We start from the raw sequence: 17,753 nt of genomic DNA, 5'->3' as shown, positions 1-17,753 counted from the left end.
GATCAAAAAAGACCAGAGCCCCGCGCCGTGTGATCGGCTGCGGGGCTCTGACCTGCCTCAACCAGCGTGCGCTCGGAGGGACTCGAACCCCCAACCTCTTGATCCGTAGTCAAGTGCTCTATCCGTTGAGCTACGAGCGCCTGTCGGGCCACCGTGGCGGACCGACTGAGCAAGAGTACAGCATCGGCCCGCGATCTCCGAACGGGCGTCAGTGCGGCGGTAGCTGGTGCAGCACGACGTCGTCCAGGTGGCCGTTGGTGATCGACGCCGTCATGAACGTGTGGTGTGGCTGGCGGCGGCGGTCCGTCGGGGAGCCGGGGTTGAGCAGCCGGACTGGTCCGCCGCCGTCCGGCCGTTCGACCGTGGCGTCCCAGGGGATGTGCGAGTGGCCGAAGACGACCAGGTCGGCGTCGGGGTAGCGGAGGCTGATCCGCTGGTTCCGGTTGGTGGCTGTTCCGGTCTCGTGCACGACCACAGTCCGGACCCCGTMGAGATCGGCACGTGCCACCTCCGGTAGCAGCTTGCGGATCTCGGGTCCATCGTTGTTGCCGAAGCAGCCGATCAGGTGCGGAGCCCTGGCCCGAAGCTGCTCCACCAGGGCCACGTCGATCCAGTCGCCGGAATGGACCACTATGTCCACGTCGTCGACCGCTGCCCACACCGGGGCCGGTAGGTCTCGGGCACGCGCCGGCACGTGCGTGTCGGCCAGCAGGACGAGCCTCATCCATCAAGTTTGCCTCGACGGCTTCGGTGGAGAGCGGGTTGTCGGCGCGAAAATGCTGCGGGGCGGCAACGGGCTGTCGATATATGGATCATGAAGGGCTGTTGCGCTCCGGCCGGACAGGCAGGAATCGGAAGGTACGCTTCCTGTGGTGTCTGGACAGCCGTTACCAGAGATGTCACCACCGGGCGGCGTCCTGCCCCGGGCGGCTCGGGTCGCAACAGCGGCCGGCCTTTTCGTTCACGCCTTTGTCTTCGCGGCCTGGGTTCCTCGTATCCCTGAAGTGAAAGCGTCGCTTGCGCTGAGTGAGGGCGAGCTTGGGTTGGCGTTACTTGGAGCGCCGGCCGGCGCAGTTCTGATCATGTGGGCCATTGGTCTTCTCGTCGGGCGTGTCGGCAGTATTCCTGTGATCCGGGTCAGCCTTGTCGTGTACTGCGCCGCCGGGGTACTCATCGCTGGTGCTGGCAGCCTGCCCATGCTGTTTGTGCTGCTCGCGTTCTGGGGGGCCAGCGGCAGTGGGCTCGACGTCGCGGTCAACGCTCAGGCCACCGAGGTGGAACGACGCTACGGGCGTCCGATCATGTCGGGGCTGCACGCGGCGTGGACGGCTGGTGCGCTTGTCGGAGCCGCTCTGGGGGCGGCAGGAGCAGCCATGGAGACGTCGCTCGGCTGGCAGCTTGCTGGCGTCGGCGTGCTCGGACTCGCTATCGGCCTTCCGTCAACCCTGATGATGTTGCCGCGCGACGCGTCCGCTCCTGGCGACATGCTGAGCGCGCGTCACACGTCCGTGATGGACATGGGGAGCATGGATACGAGGAGCATGGATACGGGGAGTTCGGTAGAGAGGGGAAATACCGCCGGCGTCGTGGGTATCGGTGACATAGCAGGCACAGATGTCGCTGTCAGCGACAGGGCTGTCGGTGACACGACCGGCTGGAACGCCGGAAATGCTACGGATGCGGCTGTCGACGTCATAATGGCCGAGCCCGCGATGCCAATTCGCGATTGTGACTGTCCGGTATTTCCCGTGTCGGCTCCGGTCTCTTTTCTCGATGATGTCGAGGAGCGTGAGAAAAACCAGCCGGCCAAGAAGAACGAGGATTTCGAGAAGGGGGCCGACGAGAGCAGGGACGCCGAGAAAACCGAGGGATCCGGAGCGGCCGGCGCGACCGCGGGCAGGACGCCCAGGGTGGCGTCCGATTCGCCTGGATCGCGGTGTTCCCGTGGTTTTCAACGTGGTTTGAACATCCGTCGTGGTGCTGGTCGTCCACTTGGCACGCTCTGTTTCATCTGCCTGTCGAGTTTCCTGTGTGAGGGTGTGGCCGCGGACTGGAGTGCTCTCTACCTGCGGGATGTGACGGGTGCGTCCGCGGATGTCGCGGGCATCGGCTTCGTTCTGTTCACCGGGACGATGCTGGTCGGGCGACTGGCGGGTGACAGGGTGACGGTCGCTGTCGGAGCCGCYCGCCTGGTCCGGGTTTCGGCCGGGATCACGAGTGTCGTGTTCCTCTCCGCACTGGCCGTCGCCGGTACCAGTATCGGTATTTTTGGCGGGATCATAGGTTTTGGCATCATTGGTGTCGGAATGGCATGCGTCGTCCCGTCGACGATATCGGCGGCGGGACGACTTGGAACTCGTGCTTCCGCTCCGTCTCCGTCCGCTGGCGCCACTGTTGCCAGGGTCATGAGCTTTGGATATGTCGGCTGGTTGATAGGCCCACCGATCGTCGGAGGGCTTGCGGAAATGATCAGCCTGCGCGCCGCCATGATCGTTGTGGTTGTTCTCGCCGCAACGGTGGCGATCCTCGCGCCTGCTTTGTCCGTTCCGCCCGTCCGGTCTCGGTGATGGCCCTGTCGCGGACGTGTTGACGGCCGGTGGATACCTGGCTGATTTTTGACTGGAAGGCAGGTCGGGCTGGTCCGGTCGGGTACTCTCCGCTCGTGATGGGGGTTGGCGAGAGGGGAGCCGGTGCTGGCGCCACTGGCTGCTGACGATCCGCGTTCCGTCGGGCCCTACCGGCTGTACGGCCGTCTCGGCGAAGGCGGTATGGGAGTCGTCTATCAGGCTTTCGCTCCGGACGACACGCCTGTCGCGATCAAGCTTCCGCATCTGAACGTGGCGGCTGATCCCGAATTCCGAGCTCGTTTCCGTCAGGAGGTCACCGCTGCTCGGCGGGTTCGTGGCGCTTTCGTGGCCGAGGTCCTCGACGCTGACGTGGACGCCCCCCGCCCCTGGATGGCGACCGCCTACGTCGACGGGGTGAGCCTGGCGGACGCGGTACGCCGTCGTGGCCGTCTGGACGGCCCGACATTGATGAGCCTTGCCGTTGGTCTTGCCGAGGCACTGGTCGTCATCCACGCGGCTGGTGTGGTGCATCGCGATCTCAAACCTGCGAACATCATCATGGACTGGGACGGGCCGAAGGTCATCGATTTCGGTATCGCCCGACTCTCGGACGCCACCATGAACACRAGAACCGGCTTCAGTATCGGGACCGTTGCCTGGATGGCTCCCGAGCAGCTTTCCGGAGAGCGGGCCGGGCCTGCCGCCGACATCTTCGCCTGGGGTGCCTGCGTCGCGTTCGCTGCGACGGGCCGGCATCCGTTCGCGGCAGCGACGCCGGCGGCGTCGATGGCCCGGGTCCTGGGAGACGCTCCTGATCTCGAAGGAGTTCCGGAGCCGTTCGCCTCCGTGGTCGCCCGGGCGCTGGCGAAATCGCCGGCCCAGCGTTGCGCCGCCGTGGATGCGGTGGCCAGCCTCACCGGACGGCAGATATACGGCGTCACAGATGCCGAACGGGTCGCCACCCGTGTCTCTCGCGGCGGCCTTGGCCTGGATGACGCGTTGGCAGGTGGTCCGTTCGGGCCGCCTCAGCCATCCGCTGGCCGAGGTCAGGAACCCGGCTGGCCGGGGTGGCAGACGCCACCGCCACCGCCTGAAACGGGCCGCACTCGGGTCGGACCTCCGCTCCCACCGTGGGAGGCCGAGGAGCAGCCCGTCCAGGGCGGTCTCCGGGATGCGCAGCCCCCATCGCAGCCTCCGCCGTCCGCAGCGGACCGGCACGGGATCCTCACCCCGCCCGGGCCACCCCAGCAGGGACGGTTCGGCCGTTCGTCGCCCATGCCGGTACCAGTTCTGGCGGTTCTGCTGGCAGCGGCTGTGYTTACGGCCATCCCTCTGATCTCGCGGGCCAGCACCGCGCGGACACCGACGATTATCGGTGGTTACGACATATGGGACGTTTTCGGGGAGCTCACGGTGGCGTTCCTTGCGCTGCCGGTGATGCTTGCCGGTCTGGTGGTCGGAAACCGCTGGGGCGCCTGGCGTGATTTCGCGGCCGGGTGTGTGGTCGGTCTGTCCGTCATGTCGATCGCGGAGCTCAGCTTCGCCCAGGAGGAGTTCGGCTCCTCGCCCGATGTCGGCGGATGGTTGATCGTAACGGGCGCCGCCGCGGCCCTGGTCGTCGTTCTGGGCTGGCGGGGCTGGACCGCCGGCTGGACCTTCGGCCGGTGGGCCGTCTTCTGCCTGCTCGTCGGTGGTATGGGCATCGCCGTGTTCGTCTCCGCGGAGCTGCGTTGGAAGGCCTACGTCCTCGCCGAGCAGCCGAGCCTGGTCGGAACGTCTGTGATCGGTGGCGTGCTGTTTCTCGCCACGTTGTTCGCGCAGCCCCGCAGCGTCACGCTCTTCACCGCGGTGATTGTGGTCGGACTCTGCGCGTTCGAGATGTTTCATCCGGACCTCTACGTTTATGCGGTCGACAATTTTGCGGTGCTGATCGGACTGTTGGCTCTCGGTCTTCTCGGCGATCGTTGGTCGGACCGGCTCTTCCTGTTCGCGGCCAGAGTGGCTATTGCGGTGGCGCTGCTACGGCATGTCGTGCTGGCCTGGGGAAACGGCGATGTCGTGATACGTCTTGGTGAGACCATCCTGGATCTGTCGGGCATCCATCTCGCCGCCTTCGGAGCAATTGCGGTCCTGGCGGCTCTCGGGACGCTGCGGGGTCCGCGGGTTGTTCCGGGGCCATGGCAGCCGCCTCCGCCGAGCTATCCTCCCGGCCCGCTGCCATACCGCGCTGGCAGGCCATACTGACCCTGAAACGCCATACCGGCCCCGAAAACGTGGRCTACCGGACCGTGACGAGGGCAACACTGCAGGGCCTCGGTTCGGTGGCCTGGATTTTTCTGTGTACGGCTGATCCGGCAGGCACAGTGAGCGGCCGGTCGTCTGCCAGTCAGAGATGTTCTCTATCTGCCTGTTATCGCTGATCTTCTACTGCTGCTCTGTTGCCGCCGACGGAATCCCGGTAGCAGCTCGCGGACCAGCGCATTCGTTTCCGCCTGGATGCTGAGGTCGGTCCGTTGTGGTGCGATCATCTGGTACATCTCGTTGATCACTGCTTCCAGGGCCTTGCGGTCATGGCGGGCAGCTACTGTGCGTAGCAGATCTCGCCACAGGACCTCGGCTGTTGGCGCTGCACGCAGGCCTGTTCGGCACGCCGCGATGGCGGTAGCGGTATCTCCATTACTGAGCGTCAGGCTAGCAAGCCGATGGGCCACATCGACAACGGCGGTGGAGGTGATCGTCCTGATCCTGCTTGAGTCCAGCCATCGATAGCGGCCTGCCGGCAGGTTTGTCCACAGCGGTCCGGTGACCAGTCGTAATGCTGTTGTCAGATCGTTTTCGGAGTCCGACTCCGGTTGAGCGGAGTGGTGGGCGTATGCGACGAAAAGATCCCAGTCACACCGGACGTCGCCAGCAAGGCTCCAGCATCCGTTGTCACTGACCGTGATATGCGGGAGGCCCTCGTCGTTGGTCCCGAGCCAGCCGGCTATATGGTCGAGCTCATTGCTGAGCACATTGTCAGGAGTCTCTGGCGGCAGGAGCACGGCGCTGAGAGCGCTGGAAAGCACTCCCGAGCGATGCAGGGCGAGATACACCACCAGCTCGGTCAGGAACTCCCGACGATCCGGATCGCAGGGACCGGGTGCCTCGACGGCGATCTCTCCCATGATCCGAATTTCGACATCGGTTGATCGGAACAGTTCTCCAGGCTCGGCCGGAGGTGTCACTGGTACCGGCAGAGCCAGCGGCGATGCCAGAGTTGCCGGTAGTAGCACGGGTAGGACTGTCGGTGGTTGGGAAACTGGTTGCGGAACCGGTTGTGGCAGTGCAGCCGGAAGGGTGGACAGGGCCCTGTCGCCAGGCGGATCCGTCTGAGGTAGGCCGCCGTCACCGGAAGCCTCGCCCATGAGGGCTTCGCCCGCCGCGGTTCGCCCGGAAAGCTGAACCAGCAGCCCTGTCGTCTTCCGCGGTGCCGGTGTCGGCGGTGGCGGCCAGAGCTCGCCTGGCGGCGGCGTGGACGGCAGGCGAGAGGCCTCGGCCGGGAACGCGGTCGACGGTGGAAACGGATGCGGCTGGACGCTACGTGCACCAGGAGCACGTGGCGGCACAGGCTCCATCGCCATCCCGGAGGCCCCGGACACCTGGAGATCCCAGGCTGGCATCGCTCTGTTGCGCCAGATGGAGACACCATCGCCTCCTCGGGAATCGCCTCCGCGGGAGGAGGTGTCCACAGACGGGGAAGGGCTGTGGACACGACCTGCCGGGTTGATGCTGTCCGTATGCTCTGTCGTCAGTCGTAGCGGGGATTCGCTCGGGGGCGGCGGGGGTTTGGGCGGTCGGCCAACCGGGGGAGCGATGGCCGGTGGAGGCGTCCGCGGGGGCGGTGACGGGGTCCACATCGGTGGGGTCCGTGGCGGCGCTGACGGGGGAGGTACCGACGGCACCGGTGGAATTGGCGGATGATTGTGCGGGAGGGATTCTGATTCCACTGTGGATGCCTCTGGACGCATCCACAGTGGAATTTCGGGCACCCACGGCGTCGGCTCCTGGGCGGGATTCGAGGTGGAGGCCGGCCATGATTCATCCGGGAACGCGGTGATCACAGTGGCGTCATCGCTCCCGCGGCGACGGTCGTCCACTTGTGCTGTGCCGTTCCCGGGGCCGGGACGGCGCGGCGACTGTGCGTCTGGGGAGGAGATCCGTTGCGGCGGCGGATATGCGGGGTGTGGATGGTCGGGACCAGGACCTGTGGTTTCCGTTTCTGCGGTACGTGATGTGGCGCGTTCCTGGCCGGAAAGTGCGTATGCTGTGCCCGCCTTACGGAGCATCCTGACAATGGCGGGGTACTCGCGCGTGCTCAGCGTCTGAGCGCTGATCTCCAGACCAAGGACGCCGAGATGTAGCCTGCGGTTCGAGCTCACCGTGAAGCGCCAGCGTGCGGCGGTCGAATCGCCGACGGTCACAACACCGACTCCCTGGCTGGGATCCCTGAGGAGAGCGGAAAGCCGTGCTGCTTCCCGCTCGGACGGAGGGGCGGCCAGGATCAGCAGCTCCGGCGCCCACAGGGCCTGATGCCGGGCGGCCGGCCGTCCCCGGAGCACCGGGCCGAGGGAGCCACCGTTTCGTGGTTCGCCGCCAGCTACCCGACCGCGCCGCGACCGACGACTTTCCAACTCGTCCAGGACGTCACCGAGGCTGGTACCGGATCGCAGCCGGTCCGGGGCGATCGGCACGAGACGTCCGGAAAATCCAGTCATGTATACGCGGAGATCGTCTGACCAGGGATTTGTGGCCAGTTCCACCGCGATGGACACGGCCGCTTCCCGCGCGAGCGCGGCGTCCCCACCGAGGCTGATGATTCCGGGAGCAGCCTCGACGTCGACGAGAACACGAGATCCCCAATCGTCCGTACCCATGACGGCCAGCCCTGGATAGGGGGCTGGTGTGTCCACCGGAATTCTCCGGCCGTCGTCGACGAGTAGGCCGTCGACCGTGCTGGTGGTCCGCTCGATACGCCAGGTACCCGCTGTCCGGCCGGCCTRCCATGGTGGAGGAGGTCCGTCAGGTTCGGCCGGCGCGAGATGCAGAACGAGTTCGTTGTCGGAGACGGTTGCCDCATACACGGATGGCAGGGTGCGACCGGCCGCGGTGAGCTCCGCGGCGAGAAGCCGCAGTGCCTGGTCAAGGAACCGGGCCGCCCCCACGTCCGCGGCGAGACGGAGCTCGGTCCTGATCTGACCGAGGGGGTTGCCGCCCCTGGATCGTGGCCGTCGCCTCATCAGTGCAACCATCATTCCTGTCGTCAGTATGACGGATAGGACAACGGATGGGTGTGCGTCGTGGTGTCTCGGTAGTKCCTGCGCCCGGATGCCCACCGGCCCTCCAGCCCCCTCCGTGGGAGGAGCCACGAGGGGAACCTGCTGGTTTGTAACTGGATGATAGCGTGCGGTTTCGCCGGGTCGTGCCGTGGTGCTCCGGCTGTCGTCCAGCGACGCGCTCGCGCCATGCGCACTCATTTCCGTCGTTGCGGTCAGGCGTACATCCCCCGGTGCGCTTGTCACTGTTGTCGGCACCAGGGCGGGACGTCGGCCGCGCTTATCCACGGCGGGCGGGCACAGGATAGCCGGGAAGAGGATGGCCGTGCTGGAGAGAATCTTGGGGAACAGCGCGGTCACGGCCAGCCCGCCCGTCGGCTTCCGCCAGGCTCCACCCCATCGGATGGAGCCTGGCGGGCGGAGCTGACCGTCGCTGGCTGGCCCGGTCGAGGTGGGACGGTGTCACGGGGCCCATCGTCTGCCGCCAAAGGGCGGAGCTGCCACCGTGTGGCCTCTCCTGTGGATAACCTGGCTGTGGATAACCGGGCTACCTGACTGCCGATCCGGCATAACGGCGGGCAACCGGAGTCAGCGCCCGGATCAAGGCGATCACGCGGTCGGCCGTGTCGACGCCGCTCTCCCAGCGGCCTTGTCACGAGCCGGGGACATGGTGTAAACCGGTACAAGGCGGATGGGCGCAAAGCGTACGAAATGCATCGTGAACGGCGTTGGTGTGCGGTACTTCCTGGCGGTGAGGCTGTCGGGTCGCTCCCTGTACCCATGATCTTTGGGGGTGGGTCGCGGATTTTGGCATCGATCCGGTGCCGTGTTCGTCAAAAAGAAGTGTTTCGTCAAAAGCAGTGTGGGTGCGGTCGGAGGCACGGCGACAGCGTCGTCCGCCTGAACGATATTCTTGGGCCATGACGGGAAGCATCTGACACACCGCTTCTGGTCGGCGTGGCCCCGAGATCGTGTTGTGCTGCCAAGATGGCTGATCATTTACGCGGTCCGTGTTCACTGCCAAAGACATGTCTGAAAGGGTCTGATAATGCCCAACCTCAATGTCACGTACCAGGAGATGGACGATGCCAGTGGCAGGCTCAGGAACGGCAGGGTCGACATCGAGGCCCAGCTTGTAGTGCTGAAGAAAATGGTCGACGCCCTGGTCGCCGGTGGATATGTCACTGACCAGTCCAGCGTGCAGTTCCAGGGGTTCTACGACCGGTTCAACACCGGTGTAACCAGCACACTGGCCGGGCTCGACGGCATGGCCGACTACCTGAAGAAGGYGGCTGACGTGTTCCGGACCGCTGATGCCCAGCTCGCAAGTTCGCTGCGCGGCCAGGACTGACGGGCCGACGGCGGGACGCGGTCACGTTTCCCCGCGTTCGGTCCTGGGAAGCAGCCTGCCGGTCCTGGGAAGCAGCGCGTGGGCGGTTCCGGGCCGTCGAGAGGCGGTTTCGAGAGGCAGTTTCCGTCCGATAAGACTTTCCCATGTGTCGGAGATTTTCTGTGCCCGTCCGGACGCAACAGGGAGGTCGGCCGTCATGCCCGGTGGCTCCCCCCTGCCAGGCTCGGGTTCTACCCAGAAGGCCGGCGACAGACGTCATGCCCCGCGGCGTCTGCGATTTTTCTTGTGTCTCCCGCGAACGGATCGGGGCGCTGGAGTTCTGTCATGGGACGGGACCACGGTAAGAGAGGTTGCGCGCGATGACCGCTGACCGGCTGTCGGTCGATCTTCCTGGGCTGGACTTGCTCGCCAGCAATCTGATGTCGATCCGTTCGGCGATGAACGCGACCCGTTCGATGCTGGAGAGCTACCGGGGGCAGATGGGATCGACCGAGATCGAGGACGCCCTGGGCGACTTCGAGCACGGCTGGAGGGACGGACGCAGGAAGATCGACGACAATGCGAACAAACTGGCGACGATGGCCTCCCAGTCGGCGGAGACCCTGCGTCAGGTCGATTCCGATCTGAGCGCCGGGCTGATCCAGGCGTCGCAGCTCGCCAGCGAAGGAGGAGGAGGGGACTGAGCGAACATGTTGCTGCCGAAAAGCCCATGGCCCTGGGCTTTTCGATCAGTATTCCCGATACCTGGTTCGAGGTCGACCTGAATCCGGTGACCCGCAGGGCATCCATCGACGCTCTGGTTCGGGAGCGCACACGGGGTGTTCCCGAACTCGCGGCGAACCGTGCGGCGATCTCCCGGCTGCTCCGACACGCCGCCCGTGACGCGGCGACCGGCGGCGCATTGTTCTGCGGTGTCATGGCCGAGGCGGTAGAAGGCGCAGGTTTGTCTGCCAGCGTGACCGTATCCACGCTTCCTGCACCAGATGATGCCCGGGTTGTCGGCGTGGCCGAGGTGACTCCATCAATAATCATGTCCTCTCTGTCGGAGAGGGTCGCCCGATCACAGGACGACACCTGGACCACAGTGACTCTTGTCGATCTTCCTTATGTTGGACAGGYAGCCCGCTYGTACGGGGTGGAGGACATCTCACTGCCCGATCGGGCTGGTTGGATCAGGACGACGATGATGCAGACCTTCGCCCCGGTCCCACGGTCCGACCAGGTGRCCCTGATCTCCTGTTCCAGCCCGAACCTCGTGCTCGTGGACGCATTACACGACCTGTTCGACGCGGTGACCTCGACCTTCCGGTTCGTTACCGATAGCGGAGAGTTCACTGCTCCGGCATGACGGTGTGATAGCGGAGCGGGACTGCGGGGCGTGATTGGTATGGYCCCGTGTGCCTGTGGTCTACGCACATGGCCTACGCACAGCACGGATCACGACGCCGATGGCGAGAACGGCGAAGCCGGTCAGGACCGAAGCAGCCGGCAGCATGAGAGCGAGAACCAGGCAGCCGACACCGCCGAGCAGCGACAGTGGGCGCAGCCAGCGGCGTCGCGGGCCGTCGAGGGTGAAGGCGCTGGCATTCGCGATCGCGTAGTAGACGAGAACCGCGAAGCTGGAGAAACCGATCGCGCCTCGGACGTCCGAGGCGATGACCACCGCGATGACGATCCCACCCAGCAGTAACTCTGCGCGGTGTGGAACCGCATACCGTGGGTGTACCGCCGCAAGCCAGTTCGGCAGGTCACGTTCCCGGGCCATGGCAAGGGCGGTGCGTCCGACCCCGGCGAGCAGCGACAGCAGGACACCGAGGCTTGCGACCGCTCCGCCCACACGGACGGCAGGAGTCAGCACGCTCAGGCTGCCGGCGCCGGTCGCGGCGGCCAACGGGTCCACAGCGTTTGCCAGACGTTCCGGGCCGACCGCCAGCAACGCGGACAGGCCGACAAGTACGTAGACGACAATCGTGATCCCGAGCGCGGTCGGGATCGCTTTCRGGATCGTCCGCGCCGGGTCGCGGACCTCCTCGCCCAGGGTGGCGATCCGGGCATAACCCGCGAACGCGAAGAAGAGCAGAGCAGCGGCCTGGAGTACCCCGCGTACGGCGTCCAGCCCGCTGCCAGACCAGAACGGGCTCAGCCGCGCTGTCCTGGCGGTCCCGCCCGCCAGACAGGCCACCACGACAACAGCGAGCGCGAGCAGGGTGAGTATGACCAGGGCACGGGTCAGCCGGGCGGTCTTGCTCACGCCGAAATAGTTGACCATGGTGAGCAGCGCCGCGGCGGCGACCGCGACCGGTCGGGGATGCTGCGGCCACGCATATGCGCCGACGGTCAGGGACATGGCCGCGCAGCTTGCGGTCTTGCCGGCCACAAAGCCCCAGCCTGCGACGAAGCCCCAGCGGGCGCCGAGCCGACGCCGTCCGTACACGTATGTTCCGCCGGACTCAGGGTAGAGCGAGGCCAACTGCGCGGACGACATGGCGTTGCAGTAAGCGATCACAGCCKCGATCGCGAGGCCGACGAGAACGCCGGCTCCGGCCGCATGGGCCGCTGGCCCGAACGCGGCGAACACCCCGGCCCCGAGCATCGAGCCAAGCCCGAGGAGCACCGCGTCGGCCAGGCCGATGCGACGCTGTAGCCGGCCGGTCGAGCCGGTCGGCTCTCCGAACGGCTCAGTGCCGTCCGCATCCGTTGGTCCCGCCCTCTCAGCTGCTGGGAGGCCGGTTGGCTCCTCGGGCGGCTCGGTGGCACCTGCACGGGCATGGGTGGACCCGATGGCGCACAGGCCGCTCGGATTCCTGGGTGGTTCCGTGACATGGCGGCCCGGCCCGGGAAGCTGCCCGGAAAACCGGCCGGTCCGTTTCCCGGATGATCCCGTGGCCGGCCTGGCCCGGGAAACAGGCCGGTCACCAGGTGACTCCTGACCGGGATCTGCGCCACGCCCGGGAAGACGGCTGTCGGACACCGCTACTTCATAGCACCATTCGGCTGGAAGACGCACACGTTTTGACGCCTGTATCTTTTCAGAGCAAATATTATGACAGCGATCATCGGATGGGGCCGGCCCTGTGACAGGACGGACGCGCGTCGAGGGCGGCGGTCATCGGATTGTCATCCGATGCTTCTCTACCGTTTGTCCAATGTTCTTTCCTGGTAAGTGTGCGGAGGGTCGTCAAGAGTTCTTCGATCGAAAGCCGTAGTGATCCACGGGGATCTGCAGGGCGATTTGTCCTGTGGTGATGTCATGATTCGTACCGTTATGGTCGGAAGGTTCGGGCGGGTCATTACAGTGGTGTCCTTATTCGTGGTAGGCGATCTGAATCGGCGTTGTTTTTCCACGGCGGACGAACAGGCCCCGACCGGGCGGCGTGCCGCCCCCGGTGTTACGCGACAGCCGGATGCCGAACAGATCGCCATCGCTGGGCGTTCCCGGCGCGAGGATCACCCCGCATCGTGACCGGCGGGCGTCCACCATGAACCCCCGGTACTGGCTGGTCAGATCCCCGGTGGTGCCTGCGGCGACGAATGCGCATCCGCTGTCACGCGCGGTCCTGAGAAACTCGGTTATGCGATCGGCGATCGGGGCCGTGGCCAGCAGTTCCGCATCATCCATGATCACAACCAGGCCACCGGACGGGCCGGCCGCTGCCAGCGCCGCGTCAATGCCGGCAGCCCCTGCCTCCGCGCCCAACAGGTCGATCACACCTGGTCGGTCCGCGAGCGTGGACAGCGGCGAGCGTCGCGGGGTCAGCAGCAGCAGTCGGGCGCCGCCCGCCAGCAGGGACTCCGCCATGGTCAGCAGCGCCGAGCTGCGGCCCGAACGCGCGGGCCCAGCGATGACGAAGCCTGGTCCGTCGGCGGTGAGATCGATCTCAACCGGGGCGAGTTCGTCACCGCCCGCACCGATCAGAGCCACCAGCGGCGCTGGCTGCGGACCCGGCCAACCCGCCGGCACCGACGGCTGCCCGGCCGGCAGCGGGCCCTCGGGTCCGTCCACCAGCGCGCCCATCAGCTGGCTCAGCTGTGGGCGCGGGCTCGGATCCAGGCGTGCCGGCGGGCCCGTCCGTGAGCTGTGTCCCGAGCCCGGACGCAGCGCCTCGGTCTCGGTGACCGTGATACGTGCTGGCAACACGTCGATGCGGAACGGGCGGCCGTGGTCTTCACGGGCACCGCTGCCTGGCCCGGCCGGTACGCCGTCTCGCGCGGCAGCCGCCTCGGCCAGCCGGTGCAGCGCCGCCACCTGCGCCCGACCGGACGGATCGTCGTCGAGCAGGGCGATCTGGGTCTCGACCGATCCTTCGAGCTGGAACCCCCGGCCTGGCGGCAGGTTGTCCGGCACAGYCGCGGGTGCAAGACCCACCAGTGTGTAGTCGGACCTGTCGGCCATCCGCAGCATGAACCTGTTCTCGATCGCCGCGCTGAACCGTCCGGAGGCGCTGCGCCGGTCGCCGGTCATGATGACCCGGATGCCGACGGACGGCCCTTCCCGCAGCACCCGGGTCAGCATGTCCACAAGCGCTCCACCGTCGGCTTCCTCGAAGGAGGCCAGAAAACCTTCGAACCGGTCGATCAGCAGGAGCAGATACGGTAACGGATGTTCAGGATCGGCCGATCGCTGCTCGGCGAGATCGGCGTATCCCCGGACGGCGAAGATCTCCTGGCGTTCGACGATCTCGCCGATGATTCGGGTGAGCAGTCGCTGTACCCGTTCCGGCGCGTCCCGGCTGACCACGGCTCCGGTGTGCGGTAAGTGAACCAGCGGTACCAGAGCGTTGTTGCCGCAGTCCAACGCGTACAGGTGCACATCTTTGGAGGAGATGGACGCGGCTATCGAGCCGGCGATGGTACGCAGAGCCGTCGACCGTCCGGACCGTGGCGCACCGACGAACAGCAGGTGGCCCCCGTTGTCGATGTCGATCGTGTAGGGAAGCTGCGCCTGGCGGTCGCAGTGGTCTGCCAGTCCGATCGGGACGGGAGGCAGCATGCCCGGGCTGYCGCCGCGCGGCTGCGAGGAGACACCGCCGCTATGCGGCCGCCGGGAGACGATGTGTGGTCCCTCAGAGCYGGATTCGGACGTGGATGTGGTGACTGTCCGTAGGGTAAGACGTTCCGGTAGCGGTGGTAACCAGGGGCTGCACCCGGGTTCGACCCTCAGGATGGTGGACGCGTCCCGGACCGCTTCGACGAGCGTCTTCAGATCGGTGATCTCGTTGTCGGCCGTCCGTGGCCGAGGGGGAGCCGGCGCAGGCTGCCCCAACGCGGTCCAGGTCAGCGCGGTGACCCAGGGCGGAGTCAGATCATCGCCAGCGGTGCCAGCGGTGCCAGCGGTGCCAGCGGTGCCAGCGGTGCCAGCGGTGCCAGCGGTGCCAGCGGTGCCAGCGGTGCCAGCGGTGCCAGCGGTGCCAGCGGTGCCAGCGGTGCCAGCGGGTCGGCGGCCTCCGACCCGTCCGGACTGGAAGGGGACCAGGGATGCGTGCCCGAGACGGGCGTAAGCCCGTCCGGGGGTCGACGGCGAGATGCGTGCCGCGTCGGGTGTGCCGATGACGTCAGTGCTCTCCGACGCGTCGGTGACGCGCAGCGCGATCCGCAGGTTCGTGTTCGCACGAATCTCGGGAGACACCACGCCGCTGGGCCGCTGCGTAGCGAGCAGCAGGTGGATGYCCAGCGAGCGACCTCGTTGCGCGATGTTGACCAGACCGGTGACGAAGGCGGGCAGTTCCCGGGCGAGCGAGGCGAACTCGTCGATGACCAGCAGCAGCCGGGGCAGCGGCAGCAGTGGCCCGCCGCCGCGTGCCCGTGCGTCCCCGGCGGTGACCAGGAGGGTGTACTCCTCGATGTCCTTCGCGCCGGCATCGGCCAGGATGTGCTCACGCCGCCGTAGTTCCGCCGACAACGATTCCAGGGCGCGGCCTACCAGATGCGTGTTGAGGTCGGTCACCATGCCGACGGTGTGCGGGAGCCGGACACAGTCGGCGAAGGCGCTGCCGCCCTTGTAGTCGACGAGTACGAACACCATCGCGTCCGGCCGGTTGGCCACAGCCAGTGACGCCACGATCGACTGCAGCAGCTCGGACTTGCCAGAGCCGGTAGTACCGGCGATCAGCCCGTGCGGGCCGTCGCGGCGCAGGTCCAGCGTGAGCGGGCCGTCGAGGGACAGGCCCACGGGGAAGGCGGTGCTGCGGGGAAGGACCTGCCACCGGGCGGCCACCGCCGCCGCGGTCGGAGGCTCCAGGTTGATCACATCGAGGAGGCGGGCGGAGACCGGAAGTGATCCCTCGTCGTCCCCGCCGACGTCGCGTACCGCCGCCAGAGCGCGGGCAAGACGTTCGCACCAGGCCGCGGCACCACTGACCGTGAGCGTCAGCTCGGGATCGGCGGAGGCCGCCGTGGCGAGAAGGTCCGGGCGGACGTCGTGGACGATCTCGGTGCGGGTCTCCACGACCCGCAGGCCTGTCGGGGTCTCCTCGGCCACAGCCTGRCATTCCTCGGGCAGCAGCCGGATGTCGCGGTCCAGGCAGATCGAACGGATGCCCAGCGCCGGCCCGTCCCGCAGCAGGGAGATCACGCCGGGGATGGAGCGTAACCGGCGGGCTCCGTCCATGATGACCAGCACGTCCGGGCCGTCGGTGAGYGGGTTCGCACCGCCCGGCCGCGCCCGTGCCTCGGCCCGCGTACCCAGCTGGCCGAGCAGCTCCCCGACCCGCCGGGCCCGCGACTCGTCGTCCGTCCCGAGCAGGACGGTGGCGTCCTGGCCTTCRGTTGGGCGGCAGTGCGGCAGCCAGCGCACCCAGTCCCAGGCCTGCTTGCCGGAGCTGTCCGTGAGCACGCAGATCGCGAGATCGCGTGGGCTGTGCAGGACGGCCGCCTGCGCGGCCAGCCAACAGGCCAGCACCCGCGGGAGGTCGCCGCGGCCGGCGATACCGACAACGCCGCGTTCGGGCAGGGCGATCGTCACCGGGACGTCGGGGGCTGTCCAGGTGATCTCGCGTTTGTGTTCCTGCGCGGCCGGGTCCTCCATGACGACCTCGCTCGGCAGGTCGGCGGTTCCCAGCCGCAGGTGCAGATAGTCGGGGTCGTCCCGGCGGCGTTCCCACAGGCGTCCGCGTGGCCCGGTGGCGGTGAGCAGAACGCTCGCCGGGTCGGGGAAGTCGCCGCGGCGGGCTGTGCGTTCGGCGAGGAGCGCCTGCTCGGCRTCGCCCTCGACGTCCTGACGCCGCTTGTGATATTCGGCCAGCTGTTTACGGTAGCTGCGCTTGCCGTGCCGGTTACCCGAGACGTACATGCCGATCATACCCAGTGGGCCGATGACAGCCATCAGCAGGAAGTAGTACTGGCGGAGGACAAAGGCCATCGTGACGCCCGCAACCAGCGGAAGTGTCGCCATCAGGAGCGGCATGGGACGCCGCTCCGGCTCGGACGGCTCGCCGGGCAGCTTGTACCGTGTCCGCCGGATCGGCGGCAGCAGCCGGGGCGGCCGGTTGAAGTCCAGCCCTGTCCCGTCGTCGGACGGTTTGAGCGCGGCGTCCGCCCGGCTCGGAGCGCCTATCGCCAGCAGCACGGATCCGACCGTGATCTGGGTGCTGCTGGCGGGCAGGTCGACCGCGCCGACCAGGGGCTCACGTTCGACGAGCACGCCGCCGGTGTCCGGCCCGACAGGGCCGACAGGGGTGGCGGCCGGTGCGATCCGGCATGCGCCGTCCACCGTCACGGTGATCGTCATGGCTTCGGCGGTGGTGCCCGGGTCGTCCAGGCGCACGGCGCAGGTCTCCGCGGTGCCGACCGTGAACTCACCGGGGCCGAGCCGGTGGACGACCCCGGCACCCGGCCCGCTGATCACACGGACCTCGACCAGGCCCGGTGGTTCGGGCGGAAGACAGGCCGCTGGTGAGTCAATGCTGATCAGAACGCCGTCCCGGATCGGTGAGTCGGCRACGGTGAGCGTCTCGCTGACTGCGCGGCCCTCGACGAACAGGCGCGGTCGACGTGCGGGGAGAGCCGGCATACTCGGACGGACGTGCCGTACCAGCGTGTCGGCGATCAGACCGACGGGCACGTCCGGATCGGTGTCGAGCAGGATGTCCGCGCTGACGTCCTGGGCTGGGTCAGCCACGGTGAGTGTCAGGCGCATGTAAGTACGATACGGCGTGATGCCGACAAAACGGGATGTGTCCACCATGCCCCGTGTCAGCCTCGGGCAGCCGGGACTCCGACAGCCGGATCCCGACCGTGACGGACCGCTCTGAAGATGGCCGACCGGCCCGTCACGGTCGATCGGGCATCGCCGACGGCCTCATGGCCAGTGCCCCCTCTACGCGCTCACCGCCGGGAAGCCCGTGACCGGGAAGCACCGCGGTCGAGAACGAGTCAGGGACCGACGTCCCCGGCCCGTCGTATGGGTCGGCCCGTGGCGACGATGGCGCTCGAGCCTGCCGCGAACGAACCCGCGAGCGGATTTCCGCGGATCGCGTCGGTGACCTGGAGACCGGCCACGCATGGTGCTCCCTCGTCGGGGCCGTT

Annotated in this window: 9 protein-coding genes and 1 tRNA gene; 5 read left to right on the top strand and 5 right to left on the bottom strand. The window is 67.3% G+C overall.

Going from position 1 to position 17,753, the window contains the following annotated elements:
• Positions 1-67 precede the first annotated feature (67 nt).
• Both BL254_RS18995 and BL254_RS18990 read right to left on the bottom strand, forming a co-directional pair.
• Positions 68-140: transfer RNA gene (locus tag BL254_RS18995), tRNA-Arg, on the bottom strand.
• Positions 141-208: 68 nt separating this feature from the next.
• A complete protein-coding gene (locus BL254_RS18990) occupies positions 209-724 on the bottom strand; it encodes a metallophosphoesterase (protein WP_076844365.1) in 516 nt (171 codons plus the stop codon).
• Between the two features lie 172 nt (positions 725-896).
• Between BL254_RS18990 and BL254_RS18985 the strand changes: the two genes are divergently transcribed.
• Positions 897-2,567, top strand: a complete 1,671-nt coding sequence (locus BL254_RS18985; protein WP_047223780.1) for an MFS transporter — start codon at positions 897-899, stop codon at positions 2,565-2,567.
• 123 nt (positions 2,568-2,690) lie between these two features.
• The gene (locus BL254_RS18980; RefSeq protein ID WP_076844363.1) at positions 2,691-4,811 is read left to right on the top strand and encodes a serine/threonine-protein kinase; all 2,121 of its coding nucleotides are present in this window, start codon (positions 2,691-2,693) and stop codon (positions 4,809-4,811) included.
• A 155-nt stretch (positions 4,812-4,966) separates the two neighbouring features.
• Here the strand turns inward: BL254_RS18980 and BL254_RS26325 are convergent, their stop codons facing one another.
• Positions 4,967-5,731 (bottom strand): bacterial transcriptional activator domain-containing protein, encoded by a 765-nt coding sequence (locus BL254_RS26325; protein WP_139342402.1) that lies wholly within the window; start codon positions 5,729-5,731, stop codon positions 4,967-4,969.
• A 3,196-nt stretch (positions 5,732-8,927) separates the two neighbouring features.
• Here BL254_RS26325 and BL254_RS18965 point away from each other — a divergent pair.
• The 3 genes from BL254_RS18965 to BL254_RS18955 all read left to right on the top strand — a co-directional run bounded on the left by BL254_RS18965 (position 8,928) and on the right by BL254_RS18955 (position 10,578).
• Positions 8,928-9,230 carry a WXG100 family type VII secretion target gene (locus BL254_RS18965; RefSeq protein WP_076844361.1) on the top strand — a complete coding sequence of 101 codons (303 nt, stop codon included), beginning with the start codon at positions 8,928-8,930 and terminating at the stop codon, positions 9,228-9,230.
• A gap of 359 nt (positions 9,231-9,589) precedes the next feature.
• Entirely contained in the window at positions 9,590-9,913 is a 324-nt protein-coding gene (locus BL254_RS18960) for a hypothetical protein (RefSeq protein WP_047223776.1), read from the top strand.
• Positions 9,914-9,939: 26 nt separating this feature from the next.
• Entirely contained in the window at positions 9,940-10,578 is a 639-nt protein-coding gene (locus BL254_RS18955; RefSeq protein WP_076844359.1) for a hypothetical protein, read from the top strand.
• Between the two features lie 60 nt (positions 10,579-10,638).
• On the opposite strand, the gene BL254_RS18950 is transcribed toward BL254_RS18955, so the two are convergent.
• Together BL254_RS18950 and BL254_RS18945 are read right to left on the bottom strand one after the other, a co-directional pair.
• On the bottom strand, positions 10,639-11,862 hold the full coding sequence (locus tag BL254_RS18950; protein ID WP_076844385.1) for an APC family permease: 1,224 nt from the start codon (positions 11,860-11,862) through the stop codon (positions 10,639-10,641).
• Between the two features lie 672 nt (positions 11,863-12,534).
• A complete protein-coding gene (locus BL254_RS18945; protein ID WP_076844357.1) occupies positions 12,535-17,412 on the bottom strand; it encodes an FtsK/SpoIIIE domain-containing protein in 4,878 nt (1,625 codons plus the stop codon).
• Between the last annotated feature and the right edge of the window lie 341 nt (positions 17,413-17,753).

Origin of the sequence: Protofrankia sp. BMG5.30 (assembly GCF_001983005.1) — a bacterium.
GTDB classification, from domain to species: Bacteria; Actinomycetota; Actinomycetes; order Frankiales; family Frankiaceae; genus Protofrankia; species Protofrankia coriariae.
This window is presented reverse-complemented; position numbering and strand designations above follow the sequence as displayed.